The organism is Paraburkholderia sp. BL6665CI2N2 (assembly GCF_004366535.1).
Lineage (GTDB): Bacteria > Pseudomonadota > Gammaproteobacteria > Burkholderiales > Burkholderiaceae > Paraburkholderia.
On the sequence record NZ_SORC01000003.1, the window covers coordinates 182,624 to 201,758 of the forward strand.

At 60.5% G+C, this 19,135-nt stretch carries 17 protein-coding genes and 2 pseudogenes; 3 read left to right on the forward strand and 16 right to left on the reverse strand.

Features of this window, described 5'->3' with window-relative positions; translation table 11 throughout:
- Positions 1-11: 11 nt before the first annotated feature.
- Positions 12-911, forward strand: coding sequence for a bifunctional methylenetetrahydrofolate dehydrogenase/methenyltetrahydrofolate cyclohydrolase FolD (folD, locus tag B0G81_RS42260; RefSeq protein WP_120298539.1), 900 nt, complete (start codon positions 12-14; stop codon positions 909-911).
- Between the two features lie 68 nt (positions 912-979).
- Here the strand turns inward: folD and B0G81_RS42265 are convergent, their stop codons facing one another.
- From B0G81_RS42265 to B0G81_RS42305, 9 genes are all read right to left on the reverse strand, one after another.
- Positions 980-1,396: a hypothetical protein gene (locus tag B0G81_RS42265; RefSeq protein ID WP_120298538.1), complete on the reverse strand. Its 417-nt coding sequence runs from the start codon at positions 1,394-1,396 to the stop codon at positions 980-982.
- Positions 1,393-2,334 carry a betaine/proline/choline family ABC transporter ATP-binding protein gene (locus B0G81_RS42270; protein ID WP_243856927.1) on the reverse strand — a complete coding sequence of 314 codons (942 nt, stop codon included), beginning with the start codon at positions 2,332-2,334 and terminating at the stop codon, positions 1,393-1,395. Before B0G81_RS42270 ends, B0G81_RS42265 begins: the two co-directional genes overlap by 4 nt.
- Positions 2,331-3,149 (reverse strand): ABC transporter permease subunit, encoded by an 819-nt coding sequence (locus B0G81_RS42275; RefSeq protein ID WP_106286204.1) that lies wholly within the window; start codon positions 3,147-3,149, stop codon positions 2,331-2,333. The genes B0G81_RS42270 and B0G81_RS42275 overlap by 4 nt, the downstream gene beginning before the upstream one ends.
- Positions 3,150-3,311: 162 nt before the next feature.
- Complete coding sequence (locus tag B0G81_RS42280) at positions 3,312-4,358, reverse strand: ABC transporter substrate-binding protein (RefSeq protein ID WP_166679215.1); 1,047 nt, start codon at positions 4,356-4,358, stop codon at positions 3,312-3,314.
- A gap of 37 nt (positions 4,359-4,395) precedes the next feature.
- Positions 4,396-5,352, reverse strand: coding sequence for an FAD-binding protein (locus B0G81_RS42285; protein WP_134143974.1), 957 nt, complete (start codon positions 5,350-5,352; stop codon positions 4,396-4,398).
- 21 nt (positions 5,353-5,373) lie between these two features.
- Positions 5,374-6,123, reverse strand: coding sequence for an electron transfer flavoprotein subunit beta/FixA family protein (locus B0G81_RS42290; RefSeq protein ID WP_106286177.1), 750 nt, complete (start codon positions 6,121-6,123; stop codon positions 5,374-5,376).
- 61 nt (positions 6,124-6,184) lie between these two features.
- The gene (locus tag B0G81_RS42295; protein ID WP_134143975.1) at positions 6,185-8,602 is read right to left on the reverse strand and encodes an FAD-dependent oxidoreductase; all 2,418 of its coding nucleotides are present in this window, start codon (positions 8,600-8,602) and stop codon (positions 6,185-6,187) included.
- Between the two features lie 242 nt (positions 8,603-8,844).
- Positions 8,845-9,831 carry an iron-sulfur cluster-binding domain-containing protein gene (locus B0G81_RS42300; RefSeq protein WP_166679216.1) on the reverse strand — a complete coding sequence of 329 codons (987 nt, stop codon included), beginning with the start codon at positions 9,829-9,831 and terminating at the stop codon, positions 8,845-8,847.
- Positions 9,832-9,905: 74 nt separating this feature from the next.
- Entirely contained in the window at positions 9,906-11,147 is a 1,242-nt protein-coding gene (locus tag B0G81_RS42305) for an aromatic ring-hydroxylating dioxygenase subunit alpha (RefSeq protein ID WP_106286174.1), read from the reverse strand.
- 345 nt (positions 11,148-11,492) lie between these two features.
- On the opposite strand from B0G81_RS42305, the gene B0G81_RS42310 reads away from it, so the two are divergent.
- Both B0G81_RS42310 and B0G81_RS42315 read left to right on the forward strand, forming a co-directional pair.
- Complete coding sequence (locus tag B0G81_RS42310) at positions 11,493-12,425, forward strand: LysR substrate-binding domain-containing protein (RefSeq protein WP_134143977.1); 933 nt, start codon at positions 11,493-11,495, stop codon at positions 12,423-12,425.
- Positions 12,426-12,507: 82 nt separating this feature from the next.
- On the forward strand, positions 12,508-13,227 hold the full coding sequence (locus B0G81_RS42315) for an IS6 family transposase (RefSeq protein WP_134144111.1): 720 nt from the start codon (positions 12,508-12,510) through the stop codon (positions 13,225-13,227).
- Between the two features lie 108 nt (positions 13,228-13,335).
- Here the strand turns inward: B0G81_RS42315 and B0G81_RS42320 are convergent.
- From B0G81_RS42320 to B0G81_RS42350, 7 genes and pseudogenes are all read right to left on the reverse strand, one after another.
- A pseudogene (locus B0G81_RS42320) lies at positions 13,336-14,292 on the reverse strand (IS66 family transposase); the annotation flags it as partial.
- Positions 14,192-14,623 (reverse strand): transposase, encoded by a 432-nt coding sequence (locus B0G81_RS45280; RefSeq protein ID WP_243856928.1) that lies wholly within the window; start codon positions 14,621-14,623, stop codon positions 14,192-14,194. The pseudogene B0G81_RS42320 and the gene B0G81_RS45280, both read right to left, overlap by 101 nt.
- 30 nt (positions 14,624-14,653) lie before the next feature.
- Positions 14,654-14,998 carry an IS66 family insertion sequence element accessory protein TnpB gene (gene tnpB / locus B0G81_RS42325; RefSeq protein WP_106285434.1) on the reverse strand — a complete coding sequence of 115 codons (345 nt, stop codon included), beginning with the start codon at positions 14,996-14,998 and terminating at the stop codon, positions 14,654-14,656.
- A complete protein-coding gene (locus B0G81_RS42330; protein WP_243856929.1) occupies positions 14,995-15,420 on the reverse strand; it encodes a transposase in 426 nt (141 codons plus the stop codon). The genes tnpB and B0G81_RS42330 overlap by 4 nt, the downstream gene beginning before the upstream one ends.
- A 117-nt stretch (positions 15,421-15,537) precedes the next feature.
- Positions 15,538-16,071 (reverse strand): EAL domain-containing protein, encoded by a 534-nt coding sequence (locus tag B0G81_RS42335; protein WP_134143978.1) that lies wholly within the window; start codon positions 16,069-16,071, stop codon positions 15,538-15,540.
- Between the two features lie 228 nt (positions 16,072-16,299).
- Positions 16,300-17,646 carry an EAL domain-containing protein gene (locus tag B0G81_RS42340; protein ID WP_106285437.1) on the reverse strand — a complete coding sequence of 449 codons (1,347 nt, stop codon included), beginning with the start codon at positions 17,644-17,646 and terminating at the stop codon, positions 16,300-16,302.
- Positions 17,647-18,266: 620 nt separating this feature from the next.
- A pseudogene (locus B0G81_RS42350) lies at positions 18,267-18,695 on the reverse strand (dihydrolipoyl dehydrogenase); the annotation flags it as partial.
- Between the last annotated feature and the right edge of the window lie 440 nt (positions 18,696-19,135).

Genomic DNA, 19,135 nt, shown 5'->3' on the forward strand with positions numbered 1-19,135 from the left:
TCCTCATCCCCATGATCATCGACGGAAAGGCATGCGCCGCGCGCCTCAATGCGGCCACCCGTGCAGCAGTCACGACTTTGACCGGGCTGCATCGCATTCAGCCCGCTCTCGCGGTCGTGCTGGTCGGCGAGGACCCGGCAAGCCAGGTCTATGTGCGCAACAAGGTTCGCCAGGCCGGCGAGGCGGGCATTCGCAGCGTCGAGCACCGCTTGCCGCCCGACACGTCGAGCGACGTGTTGCTCGCACTCGTTCGCACGCTGAATGACGACCCCGCGGTACACGGCATCCTCGTGCAATTGCCGCTGCCCGCACATATCGACGAAGCACGGGTGATCGCGACGATCGCGGCTGAAAAAGACGTGGACGGCTTCCATGCGCTCAATGCCGGTGGCCTGCTGAACGGCGCGCCACACGCTCTCGTGCCCTGTACGCCGCAGGGTTGCGTCATGCTCGCGAAACAACAGCTAGGCGAGTCGCTCGCGGGCTTGCATGCGGTGGTCGTAGGCCGCTCCAACATTGTCGGCAAACCGCTGGCGGTTTTGTTATTACAGGAAAACTGCACCGTGACGATCGCGCACTCGCGTACGCGTGACATCGAAGCAATTTGCCGCCAGGCCGATATCCTGTTTGTTGCCGTAGGTCGCGCCGAACTCGTGAATGAGAACTGGATCAAGCCAGGGGCGACGGTGATCGACGTCGGCATTAACCGGACCGGTTCGGAACAGCAAGGGTTCCGGCTGGTAGGCGATGTCGACTTCAAATCGGCCACTTCGCGCGCCGGCGCGATTACGCCGGTCCCAGGCGGAGTGGGCCCCATGACGATCGCTTGCCTGCTTCGCAATACCGTGCTTGCCGCATGTCACCAGAACGGCATCGATCGCCAGCTTGTGCCAGAAACGGTGGTCCGATAAAACCGTACGTGCAAGTGGCGCCGTGCCTGGCGCCTGGTCTCGTAGACCTGCCCTGCCATTTGTCCGTGTCAAGGCACGGTTCTCGTCGCGGCTGTCGCAAACGCTGAATCTGCATCTCGTAGAAAATAGCTGTCGACCGGCGCGACGAAAGGCAAGTGTATCGCGATCCGCACGGCAGCGATCCTGGGATCCTTCATCAGGTGCGCCGCGACTGCACGGCTGTATTCCCGCGCAGCTACGAAAGGATGCAAATGCAGGATGTGATACACCGCTTCGTAATCGACCACATCGGCGAGATCGTCGAACGTCGACGGGGAATCCGCGAGCGGAACATACAAACTGACGTCCGCACGCGGTGCTGCCGCTTCCGGACCCGGGCGCCAGCCCCGCACGAATACGCGCCGGCATTCGCATAGCAACGTGGCATTCAACAGCGCATCGAACGCATCAGCGGCGTATTCGTGTAGAAACGAGCCAGGCGTCACCGGGCATCGACAAAGCGCCGCACGTAGTCGTTCGCCGGATTCGTGCGAATCTGCTCGGGTGTGCCGACCTGAATGACTGCGCCATCCTTCATGATGGCGATACGCGAGCCGATCTTCATCGCTTCGTCCAGATCGTGCGTGATGAAGACAATCGTGCGCCGCAGGTCGGCCTGCATTTCGAGCAGGATGTCCTGCATTTCCGCGCGAATCAGCGGATCGAGCGCGCTGAAGGCTTCGTCCATCAATAGCACGTCAGGTTCGGCAACGAGCGCACGGGCCAGCCCGACACGTTGACGCATGCCGCCCGACAGCTCGTCCGGATAGCGATCGTCGTAGCCCCGCAAACCGAGCCGGCCATTGATCCACGCGCGTGCCGCCTCGCGCGACGCCGCCGCGTCGTCGCCACGAATCCAGCGCCCGAAGGTCACGTTCTCCAGCACGGTCTTGTGCGGCAGCAGTGCAAAGCTCTGAAAGACCATGCCCATGTGGAAGCGCCGCATTTCGCGCAACTGCCGGGCATTGAGCTTCAGTACGTCGGTGCCGCGAAACAGCAGTTGTCCCGCGGTCGGCTCGACCAGACGGTTGAAGTGCCGCACGAGTGTCGACTTGCCCGAACCCGAAAGCCCCATGATGACGAAGATCTCACCCGGATACACCGACAGCGACACATCGCGCACCGCGACGTTGCACCCGGTCGCGGAAAGAATCTGTTCCTTGGATATGCCTGCCCGGGCCTGTTCAAGTGCCTCGCGAATCTGCCGTGAATGCGGTCCGAACACCTTGTAAAGCCCGCGCAGTTCGAGCAGCGCCGAGGTTTCGGCCATAGCAGCGAACCCCGCCGTGTTTGTGGTTTCCATGGCCGACGGCACCGCGCTCTTCAGCGGCGCCGTGCCAGATTCAAGACCACGCACAATGTTGCGCAGTGAAGAAATGTTCATCGAAGACTCTCACTTTGACCGCGCCGCGCGCGCTTGCCGATGCCGAACGACTGGGTGATGCGGTCGAATACGATCGCCAGAATCACGATCGCTACGCCGCCGACTACACCCTGTCCCATATCCAGATTGTTGATGCCCGCGAGCACATCCTCTCCGAGTCCGCGCGCACCGATCATCGACGCAATGACGACCATTGCAAGCGACATCATCACGGCCTGGTTAATGCCCGCCATAATGGAAGGCAACGCGAGCGGCAGCTCCACAGCAAGCAGTTGCTGGCCCGGTGTCGCGCCGAAAGCCCTCGCGGCCTCCAGCACGTCGCCCGGCACCTGCCGCAAGCCAAGGTCGGTCAGCCGGACCAGGGGTGGCAACGCGTAAATCATCGTAGCGAAGATCGCCGGTACGCGGCCGAGGCCAAACAGCATCACGACCGGAATCAGATACACGAACGAAGGCAGTGTCTGCATCATGTCGAGGATCGGATTGATCACCCGAGCCAACCAGCGGCTGCGCGAGATTGCGATACCGAGCGGGAGGCCGATCAGCACCGTCAGTATCATCGCGGTCAGCATGATCGCGCAGGTCTGCATCAGCTTGTCCCATAGCCCGAGGCAGCCTATCAGGTACGTCATCGCGGCGAGCAGCACTGTGAGCGCGATCTTGCGCGAACCGAGCCACGTGATCGCGCCTACCACGCCGATCACGACAAGCGGCGGCGCACCCTTGAGCATCGTCTCGACGGGATTGAGCGCATAACCCAGCAGGAGCGCGCTGATGCGGTGGAACAGGTCGCCATATTGCGCCACGAGCCCCATGAAGAAGCGGTTGATCGGGTCGCCCAGATCGAGTTGCAAGAATATTCCATTCACACGGCACCTGTACTGTGAGTCGCGCCGGCGCAGCATGGCGGCGCCGGCATCCATCCGATGCGATACACGGAAGAGCGCGGCCGTTTCCGGCGCGCACCGCGTGCAATGTCACTGCAGACTGCTGCGTACCTTGCTCGACACATCGGCCGGCACCCAGTGCGACAGCATGTCGGGGTTGGCCTTCAGGAAGTCGATCGCGGCCTGGCGCGGCGGCGTTTTTGCGCTTGCCATGCGTGCAAGAACCGCATTGATCGATTCCATCGGGAACTGCACTTTCTCGAAGAGTCCGACGATCTGCGGATCGGCTGAGTACAGCGCGTTCGACACCACAATGCGCAGCGCCGTCGGCGGCGAGGCCGATCCGCACGGATTCCCATCCTTGCTGCCGTTGATGGTTTTCCAGCATGCTTCGTTGAACGCGGGCTCGGCGAGACGGACGGCCTTGAAACGCCCAAGGATCGTCGACGGCTCCCAATAGTAGAACAGGATCGGCTTGCCGCGCGTGTACGCCGATTCAATGGCCGAATCGAGCGCTGGCCCGGAACCAGGATGAAAGTCGGTGAACGCGTTGTCAAGCTTGTAGGCTTTCATCTTCTGCACCGTGTCGGCCTCGCATTGCCAGCCAATCGGGCAGTTATAGAGCCGTCCTTTCGATGGGTCCTCGTCGTCGGCGAACAGATCCTTGTATTTCGGCAGATCCGTAATGCTCCGCAACTCCGGAGCGACCGGCTTGATACCGCGTGCAGGGTCACCCTTGATGACGTATTCCGGCACGTAATAGCCCTCCACGCTGCCACCAGAGATCAGCGAGCCGAGAATCCTGACCTTGCCCTCACGCGCCGCGCTTTCGTATGCCGGCGTGCGGCCGGACCAGTATTCGACCATCACGTTCAGGTCGTTCATCACCACGCCTTGCAGGGCAATGGCGTTGGTGCCGGGTGTCTGATCGGTCTTGCAGCCGTAGCCCTTCTCGAGCACATATCGAATCACCTCGGTCATGAATCTGGCACTGTCCCAGCCCATTTCAGCGAATTTCACCGGCTTGCCAGATGCACACCAGGCAGAATCCGTGGCTGCGGCATGGGCATTCTGCGCCAGAGCGGCCGCGCCCAACACGAGTCCGACGACCATACGTCTTGCGATGCAGTTGAACATGTTTTTCTCCATTCCCTTTGCGGACTACGAGTGGTTGTTATAACGCGGCTGTCATCTCGGGCACTGCGACGAACAGATCGGCTTCGAGCGCGTAATCCGCGATGCCGAAAATCGGCGCCTCCGGGTCTTTGTTGATTGCAACAATGACCTTGGCATCTTTCATCCCTGCGAGATGCTGGATCGCGCCGGAAATACCCACGGCCACATACAGTTGCGGCGCGACAATCTTGCCCGTCTGACCAACCTGATAGTCATTCGGGACAAACCCTGCGTCCACCGCGGCGCGAGAGGCGCCGAGTGCGGCGTTGAGCTTGTCCGCCAATGGCGTGAGTACTTTCGCGTAGTTCTCCGCGCTGCCAAGTCCCCGGCCGCCGGACACGACGATAGCCGCGGACGTCAATTCAGGCCGGTCCTGCCTGGTCAACTCGCGGCTGACCAACCGTGAGATGCCGGTATCCGGTGCCGCTTCGATTCTCTCCACGGTCGCACCGCCTCCCTCTTCGGCGGCGGGATCGAACGCCGTGGTCCGCACCGTGACGACCTTGACCGGATCGCACGATTGCACGGTGGCGATAGCGTTGCCAGCATAGATCGGCCGGTCGAAAGTATCGGCTCCCACGATCGCGATGATGTCGCTGATCTGCGCGACATCGAGCCTGGCGGCAAGGCGGGGCGCGATGTTCTTGCCGTAGGCGGTGGCGGCCACCAGCACATGCGAGTAAATCCCGCTCTCGCGGCGCAGCAACGCCAGTGCCGTCGCGTCAAGGTTCTCCGCCAGTCCCGCCGCGAGTTGCGGCGCGTCGGCGAGCAATACGCGGCTCACACCAGCGATCCTCGACGCGGCGTCAGCGACGCCTTGTGCCTTATAGCCCGCTACCAGCAAATGAATCGGCTGGCCGGTGAACGTGGCGATTACCGCTGCCGCAGTCACTGCGTTGAGCGTTGAAGTTTTGATCGCGCCGCCGGCGTGTTCGGCGATAACCAGAATCGTCATGTCATTGTCTCCTCGTGCTGCTCAGATTACTCTGGCTTCAGTCTTAAGCTTGTCGAGCAAAGTCTGCACGTCCGGCACCCTGACACCGGCGGCACGCCTGGGCGGCTCCACGACCTTCAGCGTTTTCAGCCGGGGCGTCACGTCCACGCCGAGCTCGCCGGGCGTCAGTGTCTGCAGCGGCTTTTTCTTCGCCTTCATGATGCTCGGCAGGGTTACATAGCGCGGCTCGTTCAGACGCAGATCCGTCGTAATGACGGCGGGCAAACTGAGCGACACCGTCTCGGTACCGCCGTCCACTTCACGGCAAACGAGCGCCGCGCCATCCACCAGATCCACCTTCGCCGCGAAGGTGGCCTGCGGCCAGCCTGTCAGCGCTGCGAGCATCTGGCCGGTCTGGTTCGAGTCGTCGTCGATTGCCTGCTTGCCGAGAATCACGAGTCGCGGGTTTTCGCGCTCGATGACCGCATGCAGCAGTCTGGCCACCGCCAGCGGCTGAATTTCTTCATTCGACTCGATCAGGATTGCCCGATCCGCGCCGATCGCCAGCGCCGTACGCAGTGTTTCCTGCGCCTGCGCAACACCGGCCGACACAGCAATCACTTCGGTCGCGACACCCGCTTCCTTCAGGCGCACGGCTTCCTCGACGGCGATTTCGTCGAACGGATTCATCGACATCTTCACGTTCGTCATATCGACTCCCGTCTGGTCCGCGCGCACCCGCGGCTTCACGTTCGAATCGATCACGCGCTTGACTGCCACCACGATTTTCATAGTCACCCTGCTCATTGAATGATCACTGCCCCCACGGCTGGCATGCGCCGAAGCCGTCGTACTATCCGCGCATACGCGCGCCATCCGGATCGTATGCTGGCGCTGTCAGTATCCTTGCCGGCCGGCGCTCGCCGAGAATCTGGATCTCGAATGCGTTCGCACCGACGAGGTATTCACTCTTCACGTAACCCATGGCGAGACTCTTGCCCGTCGTGTGGCCATAGCCCCCCGATGTGGTGTAGCCCGCAACCGCGTCGCCCACCCAGACCGGCTCGAAACCGCTCGCGTCTGCGTCGACAGCATCGATTTCGAACGTGAGGAGCCGGTGCACAGGCGTCACGCCGCGTTGCGCGAGCACGGCCTCGCGCCCGATGAAGTCGCCCTTGTCGAAGGCGATGAAGCGTTCGAGATCCGCCATGGCCGGCGTGTATTCGGGGCCGAATTCACGTGACCAGATGCCGAAGCCCTTTTCGAGGCGCGTCGACAGCAACGCCCATACGCCGTACTGATGCAGCCCGAAAGCGCCGCCCGCCGCGAGTAACCGTTGGTAGACGCTGCGCAGATAGTGATTCTCGACGTAGATCTCGTAGCCCAGTTCACCGGTCAGCGACAGACGTGCGATCCACGCCGGGGCAAAGCCCGCATCGATCCGGGCGACCGACATGAAGCGCTGGGCCGCAGCAATTGCCGCGGTGCCGAAGACTTCGCCAACCAGTGCCTTTGCATTTGGACCCGCGATCGCGAGCATCGCCAGCGACTCGCTGCGGTTGTCGATGCGCACACTTCCGTCTGCCGGCAGATGGTCCTCGAACCAGCGCAGATGCCACTCCTGCAGGTAACCGGACCCCGTCACGAGGAACCGCTGCGCCGCGAGCCGCAGAATCGTCAGATCGCCCTTGAGACGGCCCGACGGCGAAAGGAGCGGTGCAAGCCGGGCACGGCCGACTTCCGGCAAACGGCTGGCGAACAACCGGTCGACCCACAGTTCTGCGCCAGGTCCGCTGATTTCGTACTTCGCATAACCACTTGCATCGAACAGACCCACCTGCTCGCGAATGGCGCGGCATTCCGCGGCTACGGTGTCGAAGGCATTCGACCGGCGAAACGTCGGCGTTTCATGAGCGGGCTGACCGGCCGGCGCAAACCACATCGGCGTTTCAAGTCCGTAGTTGACACCGAATACGGCATTCGCCTGCTCCTGCAGGTCGTATAGCGGCGTGGTCTTGAGTGGGCGGCCCGCGGGCCACTGCTCATTCGGCCGCGCGAGGTAGAAACGGTGCTCGTAAAATTCCCGCGCTTTGGCCGCGACGTAGGTCTGTGTGAGGTCTGGAAAACGCGCCACATCCATCGCGAACACGTTGTCTTGCGGTTCGCCCTCGATCATCCACTGCGCCAGTGCCAGGCCGACGCCGCCGCCCTGACTGAAGCCCGCCATGCAGCCACAAGCCGCCCAGTAGTTGCGCAAACCGCGCACGGGGCCGACGAGCGGATTGCCGTCCGGCGTAAATGTGAAGGGCCCATTGACGACGCGTTTGATACCGGCGTTTCCCACGCTCGGAAAGCGTTCGAAGCCGCGCATCAGTTCGTCTTCGATACGCTCGAGCCGCGGCGGCAACAGATCGGTCTCGCCGTATTCCCACGGTGTGCCGTCCAGCGACCATGGTGTCGAGCGCTTCTCGTACACACCGAACAGAACACCGTGGTGTTCCTGGCGCATGTAAATTTCGCCATCGAGGTCGACCATCACCGGTATCTCCCGTCCGAGCGTGACGAGCTCCGGAATGTCTTCCGTGATGAGATAGTGATGCTCCATCGGAATGAGCGGCAGCTTCACGCCAGCCATGGCACCGACTTCCCGCGCCCACAGTCCCGCTGCGTTGACCACATGCTCGGCATGAATCACCCCCTGATCGGTAATGACCGTCCAGCTGCCATCCGCGCGCGGTTCGAGCGCCTCTACCCGCGTATGCTGATAGATATCCGCGCCGCGTCTTCGCGCGGCGCGCGCATAGGCCTGAGTACATCCGTAAGGGTCCAGGTGGCCTTCGTTCGGCGCCCACAGGCCTCCCTTCACCTCGCTCACGTCGACGAGCGGACACATTGCCTTGATCTCGGACGGCGTGATCAACTCGGTGTCGAGACCCATGAAACGGTGCCGTGACCACTCGGTGCGCAGAAACTCCCAGCGCTCAGGTGTTGCCGCCATGGTGATGCCGCCAGGCACATGCAGGCCGACATTCTGATCGCCCTCTTCCTCAATTTCCTTGTAGAGCGAGATCGTGTAACTCTGCAGCCTGACGACGTTGGGATCGCCGTTAAACGCATGGAAGCCGGCGGCCGCATGCCATGTCGACCCGGCGGTGAGAACCTTGCGCTCAAGCATCACGACGTCGGTCCAGCCGAATTTCGTTAAGTGGTACAGCACCGAGGCGCCAACCACACCTCCGCCGATAACCGCCACCTGACAATGACTTTTCATGAATTCCCTTTCATTCGTGTGTGCGTGTATCGAAAAGCGACAGAACCGGCATCTCGTCCATCATGTCGCGATTGAATGCTTCAGCGCGTGTGACATGCATGCTAAGAAGCGTTAATTCTTTTCTCAAACGAATTTAGAACATGGTTTTCATGCAATTCCGCATGTGAAAAACCGCACCGCAATGACATTAGGCATACTGATTGTTTGACGAATTCATCCACCATAGAATCGAACCTGTCAGCCTAACAGTCCAGTTCTATGTCCGTTAGCGGGCGTGCACAACAGGTCAGGATCCATCCCTCTGCTATCTCTTCATCGGTGATGCCGCCGTTGTGCGCCATCTCGACCTGGCCCGCAATCACACGTGTCTTGCAGGTGCCGCACATACCGGCGCGGCACGCACTCGGGATCACGACGCCCACGGACTGGGCGGCGTCTATCAGCACATCGTTCGTTGACGCGACACACTCGAGTCTGGACGCTGCAAGCATCACACTGACCTGCGCCGTCGGCACTACGGCTTCAAACGCGGTCGCACTCGCGGCGGGCGGCAGCACGAAACTCTCCTGGTGATACCGTTGCGGTGCAACGCCAAGGCTCACCGCAGCCTCGTAGACAGTCTTCATGAATGCATCAGGGCCGCAGCAATAAACCGTGCGCTTCGCGATATCGGGAATCCATTGGGCCAATCTGGCGCGTTCAAGCCGGCCAGCGAGAAGCGGTACAGCGGCCTCGCGCGATACCGTCAGCTTGACTCGCAGACTCGGCCAGGATGCCGCCATCTGCTCCAGTTCCTTGCGAAACAGAAGATCTTCCTGCGTGCTCGCACATTGCAGGAAGATAAGATCGATCTCGGCGCGCGCGTCGTATAACGCCCTTGTCATCGACAGGAGCGGTGTAATGCCCACACCGCCAGCGACGAATAAATACGCGCCTCCGGTTGCTTCAGGAGCGGTGAACGCGCCTGAAGGTGGGGAGATCCGAAGGCGAGCGCCTGGCGCGATTTCCTGATGCAACCATGCGGACACCGGACCATGAGGCGCGGCTTTCGCCGTTATCGCGAAGCGCCCCGCGCGCGTCGGCGTCGACGACAACGTGTAGCAGCGGTACAGAATGCCGCTGAGGGTCGGCGCTTCAACTGTGATGTGCTGCCCCGCTGCATAGTCGAGCGACCTGCCGTCAACGGAGACGAATTCGAACGTTTTCACGTTCACGGATTCGTCGGCCACTGCCACACACTCCACCAGGAAGAAGCCATCATCGCGCGTTGACGGTAAAGAGCCTGCCTGATTCGCGGCCACTGTCAACACACCTTGAGCGGCACGGTCCTCGGCATCTGCGCGAGGCCTTCTCTGAGGGCATCGATGTACCAGTCCACGAATGCCATAACGCCGGACTCCACCTGTTCCGAATAGACTCCTGGCTCGTAGCCAATTGAATTGATGCCGAGCTGATTCGTTTCGACCAGTCGCTGATCCTGTGCGTTGGTCGCTTTCCAGACTTCGGTCAGCGTGTCGAGGTCGTAATCGACGCCTTCGACCGCGTCCTTGTGCACGATCCATTTTGTCGTGACTTGTGTCTCGCGCGGGCCGAGCGGCAAGAGACGGAATGCCAGCGCGTGATCACCCAGCGCATGATTCCACGTATTGGGGAAACGCAGCAGACGCAACGCGCCGACGTCCCGCTCGGGAAGCATTCCCATGACCTTGCTGCAGGCCGCTTCACCCGTCATCGTGAAAGACACGCCCCGCTCCAGCGCGGCTCGCACCATCCGATACACCGGTTCTTCTTCGACGGGCGCGTACGGCAGGCCGACCTGCCGCCAGCGCGCCTCGTCGCGTTCGCTCTTCGCCGCAAACTCGCCGCCATAGCGCGGATCGGTCGGACCATCGAACTCGGAAATCGTGCGCAGCAATTCCGGATGATTGGCGCTGCAGTGGTAGCACTCGCGATTATTTTCGAGTACCAGTTTCCAGTTGCCTTTCTCGACCATCGTGGATTCGTAGGCGATCTTGGCATCTTCGATGCCGTGCGGCGCGAGGTACGGTTCAACGCGGCGGCGAAAGCCGCTGAAATCGTCGGGCGTACTGGACAGGCAGATAAACACATAGCCCGCTACGACCTCGCACGCAACCGGCTTCAGGGAGAAGGCCGACAGGTCAAACGACTCGCCCATGTTGCGCGCGAACATCAGCTTGCCATCGAGGCCATAGGTCCATTGGTGGTACGGGCAGGCGAATGCGCCTGACTTGCCCTTCTCACCCGCACAGATGCGCGAGCCTCGATGACGGCAGGTGTTAAAGAAGGCGCGCACGGCACCTGCACGATCCCGCACGACGATAACCGACGTCTCGCCAATCTGCACCGTGAACCACTCGCCGGTCTGCCTGATCTCGCAGCTCAAGCCGGCAAACAGCCACTTTCGCTGCCAGATGAGTGCGAGATCCGCCTCGAATAGTTCCGCGTCCTTGTAAAACGCCTGCTCAAGAGGGCGTCCCGGCGTATAGGCCGCCAGCAAAGCGTCGAGTTTTTTATGGTCGAACATGTCCCATCCTGATGTTTCCAGAAAATCCCATGTGCACCCTGAGATATGCGGCAGCGACGGCCCTCTCAGGGCTTGATGTCATTAGAGGACTCCAATTTTGACGGGACAAGCCATTTTTACTGAAGTCTGACATGCATTTTTGCATGCGAGCGCGACGCGCGCGACAATGCTTGCACGGACGGCGAAACAAATGTGGGCCCTGACCAGGCCGTCTGGTGAGGATTTACCCGGATTCCAGTCGAATTGTTTTTTGACTAACGTTTTTTCATGACAGCATTCTGAACAAAGCGTGACCGACAGGACGCGGAACGCTCGCAAACGCCGCCGTTCTCACAGGGAAGCACGATGATCAAGCCGAGGAAACGTCTGCCTCCCCTCAACGCAGTTGGCGCGTTCGAAGCCTCGGCACGGCTCCTGAGCTTCACGCGCGCGGCCGAAGAACTAAACCTGTCGCAAGGTGCGGTGAGCCGGCAGATTCAGGTGCTGGAAGAAAGGATTGGCGTTCCGCTTTTCAATCGGCGGCACCGCGAAATCGAGCTGACCAAAGCCGGCATGGTCTTTCAACAGGCAATCGCGCAAAGCCTGATGTCGATTCGCCGCGCGGTGGCCATCATCGAGAATCTCGAATCGACCAGCGTGACGATCGCTGCGAGCGTGGCGATGTCGAGCTTCTGGCTGATGCCGGCCATCATCCGGTTCCGCGAACGCCATCCGGAAATCGACATCCGCGTACTCGCCAGCGATCAGCCGGTCGATCCGCGCCGTGAGGCCGTCGATCTCGCTATCCACTATGGAGACGGCCACTGGCCCGGTCTCGCCAAATACAAGCTGTTCGATGAAGAAATTTTTCCGGTCTGCAGCCCGTCTTACCTTGAGCAACACTCCATCCAGAGCGCATGCGATTTACAGAACGAAGTGCTGATCGACGTTGAAGCCGGTCTGTCGATATGCAACTGCTGGGACGACTGGTTCGAACTGGCGGGCGTCGAGCCGCGCGATCATCACAGCTCGATCCGTGTCAGCAATTTCGATCTGGCTTACCGCGCGGCGTGTGCCGGAAAAGGTGTCGCGCTCGCCTGGTCCTACGGCTGCACGGAAATGATCGAAGACGGGCGCCTCGTCAGACCGCTCGCTATCAGCGTGCGTACCCGACTATCTGAGTACATCGTGACGGCCGACAATTATGAACTCAGCCACGCGGCGAAGGAGGTGCTCGATACGCTGATGGACTACGCCGCCGGCACCAATAGCAGTTGGGGTGAGCAATCCGCTGCCTGACGCTGGTCCCGCCGTGGGTTCTGGTGCAAATAGTGAATTTGACTCGGTTAGACTGGGGCCTTCGCAACCTCATCCTTCGATAATGCGCAAGCTGAAAAGCGTGGACGATCTGTTCTCGGGTCGTCACTTCAACCGCGAGGTGATCATTCAGTGCGTGCGCTGGTACCTGCGCTACAAGCTCAGCCTGCGTGATCTGGTTGAGATGATGGCCGAGCGCGGTTTGTCGTTGGTGCACACCACGATTATGCGTTGGGTGAACCGCTTCACGCCGGAGTTCGTCAAGCGCTGGAATCGTTTTGGCATGCCCGCAGGGCGGTCATGGCGTGTTGATGAAACCTACCTGAAGGTTCGTGGCAAATGGGTTTATCTGTACCGTGCGGTAGATCGAGCCGGCCAGACGGTGGACTTCATGCTCAGAGCGAAGCGCGACGTGGCCGCGGCCAAAGCCTTTTTCAGCAACGCAATCAAACATCAGGGCCAGCCGCCGGAGACGATCACGCTCGATGGATATGCCGCCTCACACCGGGCGGTGCGTGAGATGAAGACCGATGGCCTGCTGCCAGATGACACGAAGATCCGGTCCTCGAAGTACCTGAACAATCTGATCGAGCAGGACCATCGAAACGTCACGTCAAGAACGAACGTAATGCTCGGCTTCAAACGATTCAGGAATGCCGTGACCACAATTTCCGGCATCGAACTGATGCATCGCATTCGCAAGGGACAGTTCCACTTCTCCATACTCGGGCTCAAAGATACCTCTGCCCTCGCTGCCTGGAATGCTGTCCTGTCTCATCGATAAGGTATCCATATCGATAGGAAAAATGTCGCTCTGACCAATTATTTGCACCAGAGCCTTTTCGGCAAGCACGTTGCTGATCTCGACGCGGCCGTCGTCACAAAACAGCGTGAGCCCATCCCAGCGGTTCAGAGAGTAGTTGATCGCTTCGACCAGCGGTGCCTTCGGCCAAAGAGTCGCGAGTTTCTCCCTCACCGACTTCTCGAGAGCCGCGAGCAACGGGCTGCTTTTTTCTTGCCTGACGCGTCGCCGCTCATCGGGCGGTTTGCCGCGGATATCAGCCTCGATTGCGTAAAACTCGCCAATCATGTCGAGCCATTGCTTCGTGGTGCCCGACGGGGCTGTCTCATGCACGTTGAATACGTATCGGCGCGCATGATCCCAGCAAAATGCCAGACGAACTTTGCCGCCTTCGTTCAACTCGTTGAAGCCTGCATAGCCGTCCGCCTGAAGGATGCCTTCGAATCCGGCAAGATGGGTCTGGGGGTGAATGCCTTTGCGGTCCGGTGAGTAAGCGAACCAGACCGCAGCGGGATCGCTCGAACCTGAGCGACGATCGTCGCGCACGTAGACCCACAACCGACCGGTCTTGGTCTTCTTGTTCCCAGGCGCGAGCACCGGGATCGGCGTGTCGTCCGCGTGGAGCTTGGCAGTCGCCATCGTGTAGCGGCGCAGTGCTTCAGTCAGCAGCCGGCAGAGTTCTTCGCATTGTCCGACCCAGCGCGCCATGGTGGCCCGATCGAGACGTACGCCGTCGCGCGCCGCGATCTCGGATTGCCGATACAGCGGGGTGTGGTTTGCATACTTCGCCACGATGATCTCGGCCAGCAAACTCGGATGCGCGATGCTGCGCTCGATCGGCAGCCCCGGCATGGGAGGTTGCGCGATATGGCCGCAACCGGTGCAGATCCGCTTGCGACGGATCGTGCGGATGACCTTGAACATCGCCGTGACGCGCGCGAGCTGCTCAGACACATCCTCGCCGAGCAACTCCATGGCGTTGTTGCACTTCGGGCAGATGGAATCGGGCTCGAGCTCGTGCTCTTCGCGTGGCAGATGGGGCGCCAAGGCTTCCTTCGGAGATGCTGCAGATACGCCAGCTCGATGCACGAGCGCGCGCACGGCGAACATCGGCAACGCCGCTGCCGGCTGCCAGATCCTCGAGTTGGGTTTCGAGCCGATCGATCTGCCGCTCCAACTGCTCGGATTTACGACCGAAGTGCATGCGCCTGAGCTTGTCGATCTGCGCTTTCAGGCGTTCGATTTGCTGGTCGCGTTCGACAATCTCCCGGTCGCGTTCGGCGATCTCCTGCTGCATCTTTGCGATCGATGCCTGCTGCTCGAGCACCAGGGCGTGGAGCTCGGCAACGGTTTGCGGAAGCGGCGCGTGATCGGGCATGTGCCGCAGTTTACGAGCCTTCGATGCAGTTTACAACATCGATAATGCCGCCGTGCGACGGGGCTGTCGCCAATCGATGCCTTCCAGCAACATCGACAGCTGTGCCGACGTCAGGAAGATCTTGCCGCCCTCCGCCTGGGGCCAAATAAACCGTCCATGCGAAAGCCGCTTCGCAAGAAGCCATAGTCCGTCATCTGTTGCCCATAGAATTTTTACGAGATCGCCGCGACGTCCCCGAAAAATGAACACGTCGCCGCCGAGCGGATTGTCTTCGAGTGCCGATTGCACCTTCGCGGCAAGAGCCGGGAAACCACTACGCATGTCGGTCACGCCTGCGGCGATCCAGATGCGAGTGCCTGCCGGCAAGCCGATCATCGGGATAGCTCCCGGATCAGCAGCCGCAGCATATCCGGTGACACATTGCCGCAAACCCTCAAGCGTGCCCGGTCGAACTCGATCTCGCAAAGATTCTCTGGCGACCGTGTCGCATCAACTGCCATCGGTGACGTATGTTCTGCCGCCTCAGCGACGACATTCACAGGCAACAGCGACGGCACCTCCTGTGCCCGCTTTGGCGTCGCGCCCTCAGGCAGCGTCGGCAAACCGTACTCTCCTGCCAGATAAAGCCGTCGCCATTTGAACAACAGGTTTGCATTGATATCGTTGCTGCGCGCGATCAACGCCACCGACGCGCCCGGCTCGAGAGATTGTTCAACCAGTTGCCGTTTGAACTCGGTCGGAAAGTTCGGCCGCTTATTTGCGCCGTCTGCGGCGCCATCGCCCCATGTCTTGTCCACTTTGGTACCCACCATAATTTGGTGGATACCAAACTACCCAAAACCTCAATCAGCACGCCAGAACGGCCACGGCGAGACGCTTACTCCTTTCTCCCGCAGGACCTTCCATCTCGCGCATCAGTCCCGTTCCGGCTCAGACGCGGATTGTGCCAAACCAGCGGCGAAGATGGGCTCGAAGAGATATCCCTGAACCCAATGCGCGCCACAGGCCTGGGATACGTGCAGGTCTTCCTCGTCCTCGACACGTTCGTCCACCACATGCGAAGCGCTTGTTCGCGCCAGATGGATCAGCGCACCCAAATGCACTCGTGCGCACCCGTTCGAGCGGGCCCGATGCAGATATCCACCATCGATTTTTGCAATGTCCACGCCCAGTTCCATAAGACTCCTCACGGAACTGTAGCCTGCACCGATGTCATCGAGAGCGACGCGACATCCGAGCTGTTGCAGCGCCCGGACGAAGTCCGCGACTGCGTCGATGTCGGTCAGCGGCGCGCTTTCCGTCAACTCGATGACGAGCCGTGCCGCGACCTGAGGCTCCCCGGCAAGGGTTTCGATCACCTTCGACCGCCAGCCGCCGAGCGCTGCACTCTGAATCGACACGTTACAGCCTAGCGACATGCCCGGATGCGCACGCAACGTATCGATCACGGTCGTCACCAGGATCGACTGTTCATCGGTAACAGGACTCTGAAGCAAAGCGAATACCGAATAACAAGCCGCATGCACGCCCTCCTCCGGCCGTGCGTGACATCGAATCTTCCCGGAGGCCCATCTTCATAACCGGGTACGCGCATATCGAAACGTCAGCCGCCGATTCCGACAATAGTCGGCTCTGCGCTAACACCCTCGCCGAACACCAACGGTGAGCCCGTTTCATCAACGTTTTTCCGCGCCAATGTCTGGTGCGGAAGGGCCTGAATAGAGATAGCCCTGAAGGCACGTCGCCCCGCACTCTCGCGCCTGTTGCGCGTCGTCCTCCGTCTCGATGCCTTCGACGATGACGCTCGCCGCGTAAGTCTTCGCGAACTGGATAAGCGGACGCAGACCTAGGGGACTTCGGGTGCCGCCTTCCTCCTGTCGGAGGCAACGCAGGTCGATCTTGACGATATCGACGCCAAGCCCGATCAGGGCGATCAGATTGTTGTGGCCTTTCCCCAGGTCATCCAGTGCCATCTGGCAGCCCAGCGCCTGGAACGTCCTGACGAAATTCCGCGCCTCCTCTGTTGTCGAAGTCATTGCGGCTGTTTCCGTAATCTCGATCGTCAGCCTAGAAGCAAGGTGCCTGTCTGCATGCAACTGTGAGGCGATGGGCGTCCACCACGCATCGAGTGTGGCGCTATGCGCGGACACATTGCAGCCGAGTCGAAGCGCAGGATTGCGGCGCAATGCGGCGATCGTCGAGTCGACGACCCATTCGTCGAGCCGCCTCACCATCCCCAGGCGCTCAATGGCCCCCACGAGACTACCGATACGGATGCGCTGGCCATTCCTTATCTCGCAAAGCAGTACCTCGTAGTACGTCACATCTTGCGAATCGCCTGCCGCGCAGACGGGTTCCCGATCGAAATCAAGCCTTTTCTCCTCCAGTGCCACGAAGACGGTAGCAGCCACCACCATATCGGCCTTGTACCGCTCACACCAGTGATGGCCCGCGGTCGCCAGGTTTGCCGCATCGATGAAATCCTGAAATGGCTGGTACCCGGAGCGCATCGCTGACGCGCGTACTACAGGCATGATGGCCGCGTCTCCCAGTGGTACGACGTGCGCGCCAAGTACCTTGACTACCCGGTGCTCGATGATGGGCCCGCATAACTGCTCCGACGCGTCGCCCTTGTAGGACAGGTAGGACAGGTCGAAGATAAAAACGATATGCGCACCGGTTGTTGCAACGGTAGCCCTCCCTGATCGTGAGAGCGCCCGGGCCCGCTCATAGACGGCATGCCGCACGCCAAGTGCAGTCGTCTCGCCATACACCTGCTCGATCTCGCGCAGATTTACGATCGTGGCGACGACGCAGAGCTCCCCGACCGATCCGGCAGGCTCCGCCTGCGCGTCGGTTCGTGTGGGCATCGACCACTGGTAAGAACGTGGACGATCTTCCGTCTGTCGCTGATCATCGAAACTCTCCTTGCACGCGTCGCACTTACTATCATCGCCCTCCTGCCCGGTAGGCCGGATCGACGCGGATCTGCTCAGCTCGTAAGCAGGATTTTTGGATGCCATAATCACCTCGGTATGCTAAACGTCCACAGTACCCTTCGCTGCACGCCGCGTAGCCACGCGTGGCGCGGAACACGCATTTACCGGTTCCCGATCGACACGTGTTCGATGATCGCAGCGAACCGGCCACGCAACCACGAATCAGGACGTGGAAAAACTGATCGCCATCAACGACGCTCACCCACAGCACACGGAGAAAGTCCCTGGCGCATCGTCGGTGGCGCCGAGCATGCTCCGAGCGTTCGGCCTAACGTTTAGTTTCACCGTGAGTCTCGGGCATACGAAACTTCAGCGATGCGCATGGCAGGTCTCTCTGGATCGGGTGGGAAAATGCACCATTTTCCGATTCGGTGTCGAAAAAAGAACATCGCCTTAGACCCGCTTCCGTTGTCTGCGACGACGCACACATATCGTCCCCTGCTGGATCGTCCGTAGTGGCTGACCCGAAACCCTCTCTTCGGGTCGGGCGCCAACCAGTCCTCCACCATATTTCTCAACGACATTCCCACAATCGTCATAGCTTCCTCATCGCTTTTGAAGGTTACGGTACGGCGATCCTGACGATCGAAGGTAGTGACCGGCTCGCTGCAACGCGCAGTCGACAGATCCACGCAGGCCTCGATTTACTTCCGACTTGCCCTTTTTCGCTTCCACGGCAAATCGGTACAAACGCCCTCGTACAGCTCGGCGGCCATCCCGATCGATTCGCCGAGCGTCAGGTGCGGATGGATCGTCTTGCCGGTGTCTTCCACGTCCGGGTCCATCCCGACCGCGAGGCACACTTCGCTGATGAGCTCCCCCGCATCCAGGCCCGTGATCCCGCCGCGATCACGCGATGGGTTACTCGTCGAGCATCAGCCTCGTGAAACCCTGGTCGCGGCCATTCGAGATCGCGCGGCCCGATGCCGCCCCCGGGAACACGGCCTTGGCGTACTCGATGCCATCGGCCTTGCACTGCTTTTCGGCCTTGCCGGCCACGCGACTTCCGGATCGGTGTCGGCCACCGACGGAATCTGGAGCGCGTCGAAGTAGGCCTTCTCACCGTGCGCGCTTGCGGTGCTTCTGCACGTCAATCCGCGCTGCACGGCGACTGCGGGCAGCGAACGCAAGTTCAGATCTACGTAGACAGTCATTTCTAGCATCAGAAGTGCACCTAGCAAGGCTTTCAGACAGACAACCTTATCGTGAATCCGAAGTCACCGAGAACGCGACAGTTTTTGGCCCGAGTCAGGTAGGTCATTTGGCAAGCGTTCCCGGAATACTGTGTCGACCTACTCCAAGGCGGCCTTCGCTAATTGAAGAAGATCGAAAATGGGGACGGCCGTGAATCGACGAATGACGTTGCGGAAGTCCGGTACGAGCGTGCATTCAAGTATCAGTACGTTTATGTCACTAAGCACTCCGCCCTCGCCGAACGCTTACGACAATCGCTCTGCGAGTTCGTCGGCCATGCGCTCCTGCGTCCAATCGGCAGGTTCCCGATTGGTCCATG